This window comes from Methylobacterium sp. J-068 (genome assembly GCF_022829445.1).
Lineage (GTDB): Bacteria > Pseudomonadota > Alphaproteobacteria > Rhizobiales > Beijerinckiaceae > Methylobacterium.
Genome location: NZ_JAKSXY010000082.1, coordinates 1 through 351, shown reverse-complemented (window position 1 = coordinate 351; position 351 = coordinate 1). Strand labels below are relative to the sequence as shown.

General features: G+C 69.5%; 1 protein-coding gene. It reads right to left on the bottom strand.

Features of this window, described 5'->3' with window-relative positions:
* Positions 1 to 233 (bottom strand): DEAD/DEAH box helicase (locus tag MKK54_RS12595; protein ID WP_244011308.1); only part of this gene is annotated, 233 nt, incomplete at its 3' end.
* Positions 234 to 351: the final 118 nt, after the last annotated feature.

The window sequence follows — 351 nt, the reverse complement described above, 5'->3', positions numbered from 1 at the left end:
ATCGCCCGGCGCGGAGTCTCGGCGAGGCGGTGCAGGATCGGCAGCGCGAAGGCCGCGGTCTTGCCGGTGCCCGTCTGGGCGATGCCGCAGAGGTCGCGGCCCTGCATGGCGGGTGCGATTGCCTGCGCCTGGATTGGGGTCGGGCTCTTGTAGCCGGCCGCTTGCAGCGCCCGCAGCACGGGCTGAGCAAGGCCGAAATCCGTGAATGGGTCCCAAGGGTAACTTTGAGGCAGCGGGACCGTGCCGGACGCCCGCGTGGTGAGGTTGGACGTCGGACTGAATGATCGGTCCGTTGACCTTGAGCCGCCCGCGTGCCGGTGCAGCGCGGGTCCATGCAGGGTGAATAGAGGG